Source organism: Dialister sp. UBA1703 (assembly GCA_002320515.1).
In the GTDB taxonomy this organism is placed as follows: domain Bacteria; phylum Bacillota; class Negativicutes; order Veillonellales; family Dialisteraceae; genus Dialister.
The window spans coordinates 1-10,144 of the sequence record DCJJ01000060.1 but is presented as its reverse complement, the minus strand read 5'-3'; the positions used below and the strand labels follow the sequence as shown (position 1 = coordinate 10,144).

The following is a 10,144-nucleotide window of genomic DNA, read 5'->3' as shown; positions in this document are numbered from 1 at the left end:
CTACACATACTATACGAGGATGACGGTGGAAGGCGGGCCGCCATCCTGAGCGCCCGCAGGGCGTGTCCATAACGGCGTGTCCATATCCCATCGCAAAACCCCCGGGACTTTCGTCCCGGGGGTTTATTATCCCTTTCCCCTCCGGGGGAAGGGGCAGGGATTATATCCTCATATCACTGTCCTTCATATTAGCAGTCATCCGGCTTGGAGGGATAAAGGGGGAGTGATTAGTGAGGCTAGGCTTTTTTCTGGGCTGCCATGGCCTGGAGCTCGGGGCGGAATTCTTCAACCAGTTTCTTTTCCGCCTTCGCGCCTTTGGAGAGGGCGTTGTAGATGATTTCTGCCATTTCATAGCGGGTCATCTGCCGTTCTCCATGGTACTTGCCGTCCTCATAGCCTTCCACGATGCCATTGCCTGCCAGACGGGAAACGGCTTCGTAGGCCCAGTGGTTTTCCGGCACATCCGGGAAATCTTTCGACATATTGGGATTCAGTACGGAGAGGAGTGCGTCCATGCGGGCGGTGAGATCGTCCACTTTGGCGCGGAGTTCCTTATTTTCTGCTGCAGCCGCCTTCATCTGTGCCTCTTTGGCTTTGTTGCCGCCGTGGCCGAGACGGAGGGATACGCCGCCGCCGAACATATTCTCACCGGTGCCCATGGCATCGGAGGCATTGACCATCACGTTTTCATTAGGCCGGTAGAATACGCCTACCGCACTGGCAGTTTCGCTGCCGGAGCTGCCTACTGCTGCCGCAATGTTCCACTTGGAGTCTTCATCGAATTCCAGGGGGGTGCAGGTTTGCCATAGCTGCGGCGTTGGCGCCTACCTTGTCGATCTTGCCATCCAGTTTATCCACTTTGGTTTCCACGGTGCCCATACGGGTTTCCAGTCCGCTGACCCTGGTATTGGTCTCATAGAGCTGTCCGCCGGAAACGGCATCGGTGGAGCCTGCGTGGCTGATATCTGCCGGAGCCAGGCCGGTGACTTTGGTGCCGCCGGCATTGATGCCATTTTTATCAATCTTGATGTCTGTATCTTTTACGGTGTAGGAAGCTGCATCCACATTTCCGCCGACCGAGAGGTCTTTCTTCATGGTCACAATATCATCAAAGGTTGCAGTGCTTGTCACATGGAGTTTATCGGTGGTGGTGCCGCCGGTAACAGCAGCTCCGCCTTTGATTGTTGCTCCGTTGTTAACCACCAGTTTAGCGGTAGTTGTGGTGCCTTCCACATCCAGGTTCTCTTTCATGGTGACATCTTTGTTGAAGGTGGACGTGCTGTTGACGGTAAGAGTGGTGTCTGCGCCTTTCTTGCCGAGGGTGGTGTTTCCATCTACCGCTGCATTGCCGCGAACGCCCAGGTCTTTCATCACTTCCGCATAGTCCATGGTTGCCTTGCCGGTTTCCAGGGTGTTTCCGGAAATGGTGGTCTTTGTGACGGATCCTCCTTCAATGGCAGTGCTGTGTGCCTTGTTTTCAAAGGTGGTACCCTTGGTATCGCTGGTCACTGTGTTGTCACCGGTGATATTGGTAATCTTAGTGGCAGAATTTCCAATTTCTCCACCTGCAAAGTTCAGGATGCCACCGGACGCTTCGTTCAGGATATCTTTCGACTTGTTGTAAATGGTGCCGCCTTCCGCAGTATTGGTGATGCTATCAGCAGTCATTTCGCTCTTTACTTTAGAGCCATCGCCAATCTGGCTGGTAATCTTGTCCGTTGCGGTATTGGAAATATTCTTCGCGCTGGCTGCTACTTCGGACGCGGTCTGTTTCACTTCACTGGTATCCGTGCCATCGGTTACCCGATCAAGAATCTCAGATGCAGTCTGCTGCCGTCTGGAACCATTGCCATTCTCATTCATTACAGTATAGCTGGTATCCGCTGCAATATGATTCAGAACGCTCTGAGTCCCATTTTTAATTAAGGTATTCGATGCTGCCTTGGTCAGATTAGTGGAAGCTGTTTCCGTTCCATCCGTAACGGTCTGTTTGTTGCTGGTTGCAGTCGTAATCTTGGTATATGTATTGGTGTCATCGGTAATGTTGAGATTGTCATTCGTGGAAGACGTTCTCTTAGCCAGTGTATTATCACCATTCTTGACATACTGATAAGTATCAGCGGCTGTCGTGGTGATCTGATTAGTCTTACCGGATACATCTTTAACCAATTCAACTACCGTTCCATCTGTCATCTTCCAGGAAGTGTTTTCACCTACTTTGTCTGTAATAGACTTGGTAGCGGTATTTTCAATATCTGCCGCAGAGTTGGACAGTTTTACCATTGCCTTATTGGTGATGTTTTCTGCCGTCAGGCTGCTGTCACCAGTTACGACCGTGATCTGGTTTCCGCCTACCTTGGTATCCAGGTCGGATTTGTAGTCTTCGGTGACTTTGCCGGTGACGGTGGTCTTCATTTCGCCGCCGACAGTGGTGGTCATATTGCCAGAAGCATCATTGACAAGATTCTGTGCCTTATTGGTAATGGTACCTTTTTCAGCGGTGTTGGTAATATCACCGGTTGCGGTGTTCTGGATATTCTTGGCATTGGTTGCTACGGTCTTATCCGTTGCATTGTTTGTGATACCGCTTTCATCCCAGGTGGTGTAGATGGTATTTCCAAATGCGGACTGTACATGGGTGGTATCAACGAGGACTTTGTTATTGCCAACCTGATTTGTCACGCTGGTGGTGCCGGTATTGGTGATGGTAGCAGCGTCATTAGTGATGGCTTTGTCTGTTGCTGTATTGGCAATGCCATTGCCATTCATAACACTCTTCACTGCCGAACCGTCTCCAATCTGGGTGGTTACGGATTCACTAGCCTTATTGGTGATGGTTTTGGCATCATTGGTCAGCGCTTCGGTAGCTTTGTTGGAAATGGTCTTCGCTTCATTACTGATTGTGCCATTGGAAGCAATGTTGCTGATATTACCATTTTCAGCCTTGTTAGTGATGTTCTCAGAAGCCGTGTTTGTCAGATTCTTGGCATTATTAGAAATCGTGCCATTGGCTGCAGTATTAGCAATATTGCCATTGGTTGAGGTGTTGGTAATGTCATTTCCAGCCATATTAGCAATGGTGCCGCTGGCTGTATTGACAAGTTTACCTGCATCATTTTTGATAGTGCCGTTCTTTGCGGTATTGGTGATATTATTTGCATCCTGTTCGATGGTGGTCTTATTATCCCCCTCTTCTACACCCATCAGGACTTTCTTGAGGTTCTGAGTGATGTAGGACTTATTCAGGACTTTGCCGCTGTCATCCTTAAAAGAAATCTGGGAGTCTGTAGTATCCGCAGTGCGATTTTCCACATTGGACTGATTTCCTTCTACAACAGAATCGGTAATTTCATACTTGTTAGCCGTATTCTGGGACAGTACACGGGATGCTGCATTTGGCGGGTTGTCGCGGTTATCGGACAGGGACTGGCTGATTTTATCTGCGGTCATGCTGCTCTTGCCGATAGAATCATTATCATTCGCCCATGCATTGCTGCCGGTTTCATCGAAGGTAGAACCACTTGCCTGAAATTCACCCGTTTTCTTATCCATTTTCAGATTCATGGACTCGGTCTTGCCGCCGTTGATGGTGGTGTAGTTGTTTTCATCCAGTTTGCTGGACAGGGTCTTGGCATTGAATTCGCCTTCTACAGAAAGGTCACCTTTCACATCCAGGTCGCCGCCGATAGTAGCATTGCCAGTAGTAGTCAGAGTACCGGTCTCCACTGCTCCTGTAGTCTTAATAGTACCCGCGCCTACATCCAGTCCGGTGCCGGTAATCTGGCCGCCTTTGATGTCGCCGGTACCTACATTCAGGCTCTTACCGGTAATATCGCCGGTTACTCCCAGATTGCCACCTACGGTAGCATTGTGATTTACAGTGAGCGTATCGGTAGTTGCATTGCCGGTGTTGGTAATGCCATTGGTTGTCAGGGTTCCGCCTACAGAGGCATTTCCAGTGGTAGACAGGGAGCCGAAGGTACCTGTGGTACCGTTGATATTCTGGCCAGTAATGGTCCCGGTCGCCGTCATGTCATGAGCCTGCATATTGCCGGTGGTGACGATATTTCCCGTAGCATTAATCTGGTTTACCCCATTCAGGCTACCATTTGACATGGTGGCTGTACCGTCAGTAAAGCTGCCAGCTGTAACCTTTCCGGAAGCAGTCAGGTCTTTCACGCCGGTCACTGTACCATCAGCAGACATGCTCACATTACCAATCGTTCCGGAAGCAGCAGCCAAGCTGCCTTTTGTGCTTACGTTGCCAGTTGTTCCATCAACCGTGAAAATACCACCAGCGCCCTTGATGCTGCCATCAGCATTGAGGGCCGCCTTTGCCGCCTCCGCTGTATCGCCGCCGGCATAGAACCCGTCTTTGTCCATGACTCCACTGTTCAGGCCAACTTTAATACCGTTTTCACTGAGAGTAATCTGGTTAGTTTTCCCTTCATTCATGATAAGGGTATCAGCGGCTGTCGTAGTAGTCTTTACCGTACCATCCTCAGCAATAATCGTTTCGTTTTTCTGGAGAACATTTTTGTTATTGAGGGCAAGGCCTCCGTTGGTTGCTTTGACAAGTTCTTTATCCGCTGCCACACGGCCTGCCAGTTCATTGGCATCTGCCTGATTCAAGGCAGTGAATCCATCAGCCATATTCTTGTTGATGGTATTGAACCCATCTACCATATTCTGGTTGACCTGCTGAATCACTTCGTCCTGGGCTTTATCGGCACCAAGGCGGGCTGCCGTTTCCTTTGCCAGGGCGGCGTCCAGGTTGGTCACGTTTTCGCCGATGGTCTTGTCAGCTTTCACGATGGCCCCATCCTGAACTGCTGCGGCGTCCTTGCTTACATAGGTATCAGATGTCTGTTTTTCCAGATATTCTTTTACATTGGTAATCCGTTCATCCAGGGCATTCAGGTTCTGGCGCGATATTCTGTATAAGCAGTACCGCCATCATTGGCAAGTCCTGCCACCGAATTATTGACTACACCAATCTGTGCTCCGCTTCCATTAACCTGAAGAGTTGCACTATACTGTTTGTCCTTAAGTGTCATGGATTCATTAATAGAAGTACTATTAGCAGCAGCTACTCTGTTAAGAGACCCTGTCTTGGCTTCCAACGCGGACGTTCTGGCGTCCAGTGCGGAATCAGCTGATTCACGGGCAGTTTTCTCGGTATCAATATTGGTCTGGAGCTGCTTATCTGCATTTTCCAGATTAGTCACCGAGTACTTCCGTTTCCTAGCTTCATCGTCAATCGCTTTCTGCAGATTCGTATCTGCTGTATTGACTTCAGTTTTGGTAGCAAATGTCGTGTCGGCATCGGCCTTGCTGTACACATCAGCCGCATTTGCTTTGGCATCTACAGCCTTCTGAAGGTTCATATCAGCAGTTTCACGGTCGGTGGTTTCTTGGGCCAGGCTTTTCTTTGTGGCAAAGGTATCATCTGCAACATCTTTGCTATATACGTCAGCCGCATTTGCTTTGGCATCTACAGCCTGCTGAATGGTTTTATCCGCGTTTTTGCGGTCCGTTGCTTCTGTATCGATATTGCTCTGCAAGGTTGTATCGGCAGCTTTACGGTTTGTAGCTTCGTTGTCGATATTGGTCTGCAGGGTCGAATCTGCTGCTTTACGGTTTGTAACTTCGTTGTCGATATTGGTCTGCAGGGTCGAATCGACATTTGCACGCTCAGTTGCTTCTGTGGTCAGGCTTCCCTTTGTGGCAAAGGTATTATCTGCTCCATCTTTGGTGTACATCGTCTGCTACGTAGTGCTCGTATCCGTGACCGTCACGATGTCCGCGGCCCAGGCGAAGTTTGGACCCATAAGAGCTGCTGCCAGTCTCTTCAGTCCTTTTCCTGTGGTTTCGCCCTTGGTGTGGCCTTTGGCGATTTCCGATGCCACCACATAGGTGTGTTTTGCTTTACTCCAGATGACTTTATAGATCTTATTCATATTGATACCCTCCTTTGAGTGGAAATGATAGATGCTCTGAATCATTTTCTTGCGGCTTAGCGCCGGATGTGCCGCATTTTTGACTCACATAGCCCCAGGGGGTTCGTCCCAGCGGCGGAACCGGTTTGTACCCATGCCTCCTTTATCCGGTTCTTATTGTGTATACTCATATCTTCAAGGCTCAGAGCGGGCCTTCGAATCCGTTTATACAGATTATGCAGAAGGACTATACAGGTGCTGCCGGCTGCGTTTTTTCCTAAAGCTCCAAGGAAATCGGTCTTTCTTTTCGTCTTTTCCTGTTTTGGGGCGCGCGAAATAAAGGTCAGGGGTCAATATTTTTTCGACTTTTGACGCTGCCTCAGTACCTATGTAATTTTTACGTTTCATCTGTCATTACTATATCCGAAAAGATTTCCTGTTTCTATTTTTTCTGCAAAAGTGGTCGTTTTTCTGCAAAAGTGGTCAATTTTATGTCCAAGTGGTTTTCATGACCATAAAAAAAGCTCTGCCAGTTTCATTCCGGCAGAGCTTCCCGTACTTTCTAAAGAGGCGCGGCTTTACATAACGCATATTTATGCATATTATTCACACTTGCAAAGTTGCCATTTCTGCCATATTTCACAGAGCGGCGGCTCTCCGCTCCTTCCGCAAAAAGTATAGACTACACTGGAAACTGTAAAATGTATACAAAAGTATACGTTTTACTTCTTATTTTTCACACATTCTCCTCCATAGCCGGGGCTGGGCTTTCTGCTTTTCCGGTCTTTGAAAACACAGGAGATTATCCATGAAGCAGGGAATCCTTTTCTTTGGAAATAAAAAATCCTCCTGCAATGGAGGGATTTTTGGGCCGTGAAGCGGCGCGGGCCAAAAGGGCCCGCAGGTTGTGTAGAAAGGTTGTGTTCGCTAACGCTCAGGGGATGGGAAAAAGGTTCTTAAGATTGACCGGCCTTTGGCCGGAGGGTTCTTAGGTTTGACGGCCCTTCGGGCGATGAATCTTATAATGCAGCCTACGGCTGACCCCTTCCGGCTCGCTGCGCTCGCCACCCACCCCTTATATAGGGGTGGGCAAGGGTGTTACGGGATTTACTTTTGTGTCACCGGTGCTGCATGACGAAGTGCAAAAGCCTTCTTCCTCTGGAAGGGGTGTCACCAGAGGGGCTCATAGGGTTGTGGATTGCCCTGCGGGCAATGAATTATAATGCAGCCTTGCGGCTGACCCCTTCCGGCTCGCTGCGCTCGCCACCCACCCCTTATATAGGGGTGGGCAAGGGCGTTACGGGATTTACTTTTGTGTCACCGGTGCTGCATGGCGAAGTGCAAAAGCCCCCTTCCTTGGTGGGCAGCCTTTATATAATGAAGACGCCATGATAATAAAACCGAAAAACCGCACCCTTGGCGCGAAAGGAAAGCATACAAACCGGGCTGGCGCCCGTTGAAAATGCACCCCTATCCCCGCCTTCGGCGGTACTTCCCCCGGAGAGGGAAGTTTTAGCGGCTCTTACCCTTGTGTTGCTTAAGTTACCACTAAGGGGAAGCATAGAGCAAACTTCCCCCACCGGGGGAGATGACGCCGCAGGTGGCAGAAGGGATGTATTTCCATCGCCCGATAGGGCGGTTGTGAAGGCTTTATCATACCGGCGCCTTCTATAAATGGAAAGGCGCCCACCAAGGCCTTTGCCCCCTGAGCGACAAGCGAACACAACCCTTGGCCCGTGGGCCAGCACAGGGCCATACGCCCCTCTGCCGCACAGCAGCAGGCCCCTGCCATCCCATTTTTATTCCATGCAAAAAAGCGGCGCCGAGGCGCCGCTTTTTCTGTATTTCCTTATGCTTTCATTTCTGTGCCGTCGGCCAGTTTGATGGTGTGGCCGTTGTAGTTGATGGTGCCCAGGTTGGTGACCGTAGTGACTTCGCTGTCTTCAGTAAGGTTCCAGGTGGAGCCTGCTGCGATGAAGATGTTGGCGTTGGTATGGTAGGCAGCGCCGTTCTGGGCGTTGGGGACGATGTGGATGGCTCCGTTCCAGGTGGAGCCGTCGGTGATGTTCATGTTCACGTCGGAGATGGAGTCGACCAGGATATTGCCGGTGAGTTCCTGTTTCACAAGTACAAGCTGCATGTGGCCGCCGTTGCTGCCGGCTTCGCCCCAGCCGAAGGAGCCGTCGTTGCCGGTAACGGTAAATACCGGGAGAGAAGCATCCTGCTGGATGGTGGTGTTTTCCAGGGTCACTCTGCCGTGGGTGCTGGTAACGTAGAACATGCCGCCTTTATGGGAGATGAGGGTGGAGTCTTTGGCATTGAACTGCTGGGTGCCCATGGTGCCGATGGCGGATTCGTCGGAGTAGAGGACAATGTTGTAGGGCACGGAGTTTGTTTCATTGCCTTCCAGGATGGAGTTTTCCAGGGAAAGGGTGTCGTTGTTTTTAATGACTGCCGCTTTGGTGGCCTGGGCGTTCACGGTGCTTCCGGTCAAGGTAACGTCACCGGCAGTGTATACGCCGTGGGATTCCTGGCCGGTGGTGGTGAAGTGGCTGTTTTCCGCCAGAATGATGCCGCCGTTCTTGGACACTTTAATGGCAGGGGAGCCGAAGCCGGTGGTGGAAGCGGTGGTACCAGCCAGTTTCATCATGGCTTTTTCCGCTGTTTCTGCTGCCGGCGCAAAGTTTCCGGTGGTGGAAATCGTGGCATTGGTGAGATTAATGTAGGTGCCCTTGCTGTAGCCGTAGGCGGCGGTGGCACCGTTTCCGGTGGTGGAAATCCTGGCGTCAGTGAAGGCGCCGTGACCGCCGTGGGTAACGAGGAGGGCGGCGTTCTTGCCGTAGAGGTCGGAATTGGTGACGTCGTCCACGTCGCCGGATTTGGTGAAGGTGTCGCCTTTGGCGCTGATGTAGGCCATGGATACGCGGAGGGCGTTTTCATTCGGTTTTTCGGAAGTATAGGTCATGCCGTCGTAGGTGCCGTCGCTGTCGATTTCATTGGCGGTGTCCCCCTGGTCGGCGGTGTACTTGACAGCGGGAGCGGGCTCGGGCTCCGGTTCCGGCTCGGGCTCCGGTTCCGGTTCGGGAAGAGGCTCCGGCTCAGGAGCAGGCTGTTCCACCACCGGCTTCGGTGCTTCCGGGGACAGGTTCTTGAAGGTGCCGTCCTGTACGGATTTTTCAACATCCGGCAGTGTCAGGGACAGGCCTTTCAAAAGGGCGTCGGTGTAATTCACCTCCGGTACTTTGGCAGCCGGAGCTGCCGCTTCGGCGGAGCTGTCCTTTGCAGGAGCAGCTGCTGCAGCGTCTTCTGCAAATACGGAAGAAACTCCGGTACCGGCAATAGCCAGGGCGCAGAGCAGGGCAGTGATTTTTCTATATTTCATAGATTTCCTCTTTTCTAAACAAAGTTCTGAAAAACCTATATTATCATAATCCAATAGTTTTATTTTACATCAATTACCAATGATTGTCATGCTTTTTTTGTAATGGGCCCCTGCGGGGCCCGGATTCAGAAGATTCAAAGGGTTCAGAGGAGGAAGGTTGACGGGGCCGTCGGCCCCGCAGGTTATGGCCGCCTGTCGGCGGCAGTACTGCCTACGGCAGTGAAAACCAAACAACCGGGCCTCCGGCCCGATGGAAATGCACCCCTATTGGTGCTGCGCACCACTTCCCCCGGAGGGGGAAGTCTGCTCTACGCTTCCCCTTGTGCTAACTTAAGTCGCTCATCGTATAGCGGCAAGAAAGGTGCCCCCTCAGGGTGACAAAGGGACTGGATTCGCAGGGAGTCGAAGACGACTGAGAATCCAGTTCCTTTGCTGCCTGACAAGCAGGGGGCGCAAGAGCGTATATAGGCGCTCGCCACCCCTTAAACAGGGGTGGGTAAGGGCGGTTACGGGATTCACTTTTATATCCCCGGTGCTGCATGGCGAAGAGCGTCAGCCCCCTTCCTTGGTGGGCGGCTTTATATAATAAGGAGGTTTGAGTATAGGTCAAAGAAATTTTCTAAAATTTTTTATCTCCAGGGGGTAAAAAAATCGAACCTTCTGCGATATTAGTATCAGAGGGATGAAAAGACCTCATGAGATGATGAACCCGATTTCCAAACGGCCATCCTCCATATCCGCGGTAAGGAGAATGACGGGGGAATGAGGAAACATCAGGGAATTCCACTTTTCAATCCTCCCTTCTTCTAAAATCGGCCGATGG

At 51.0% G+C, this 10,144-nt stretch carries 5 protein-coding genes; all 5 read right to left on the bottom strand.

Features of this window, described 5'->3' with window-relative positions:
- Positions 1–236: 236 nt before the first annotated feature.
- The 5 genes from B2Y11_RS02815 to B2Y11_RS02795 all read right to left on the bottom strand — a co-directional run bounded on the left by B2Y11_RS02815 (position 237) and on the right by B2Y11_RS02795 (position 9,321).
- Positions 237–758 carry an S-layer homology domain-containing protein gene (locus tag B2Y11_RS02815; RefSeq protein WP_291055944.1) on the bottom strand — a complete coding sequence of 174 codons (522 nt, stop codon included), beginning with the start codon at positions 756–758 and terminating at the stop codon, positions 237–239.
- Positions 759–774: 16 nt separating this feature from the next.
- Positions 775–4,812 (bottom strand): beta strand repeat-containing protein, encoded by a 4,038-nt coding sequence (locus tag B2Y11_RS02810; protein WP_291055942.1) that lies wholly within the window; start codon positions 4,810–4,812, stop codon positions 775–777.
- Between the two features lie 104 nt (positions 4,813–4,916).
- Complete coding sequence (locus tag B2Y11_RS02805; protein ID WP_291055939.1) at positions 4,917–5,762, bottom strand: hypothetical protein; 846 nt, start codon at positions 5,760–5,762, stop codon at positions 4,917–4,919.
- Positions 5,763–5,768: 6 nt separating this feature from the next.
- The gene (locus tag B2Y11_RS02800; RefSeq protein ID WP_291055936.1) at positions 5,769–5,960 is read right to left on the bottom strand and encodes an ESPR domain-containing protein; all 192 of its coding nucleotides are present in this window, start codon (positions 5,958–5,960) and stop codon (positions 5,769–5,771) included.
- A 1,828-nt stretch (positions 5,961–7,788) separates the two neighbouring features.
- Entirely contained in the window at positions 7,789–9,321 is a 1,533-nt protein-coding gene (locus tag B2Y11_RS02795; RefSeq protein WP_291055933.1) for a hypothetical protein, read from the bottom strand.
- Positions 9,322–10,144 lie beyond the last annotated feature (823 nt).

Bases quoted from the DNA above. Each gene is read 5' to 3' on its own strand.
- B2Y11_RS02805 (WP_291055939.1), bottom strand. From the start codon at position 5,762: ATGTACACCAAAGATGGAGCAGATAATACCTTTGCCACAAAGGGAAGC.
- B2Y11_RS02795 (WP_291055933.1), bottom strand. From the start codon at position 9,321: ATGAAATATAGAAAAATCACTGCCCTGCTCTGCGCCCTGGCTATTGCC.
- B2Y11_RS02800 (WP_291055936.1), bottom strand. From the start codon at position 5,960: ATGAATAAGATCTATAAAGTCATCTGGAGTAAAGCAAAACACACCTAT.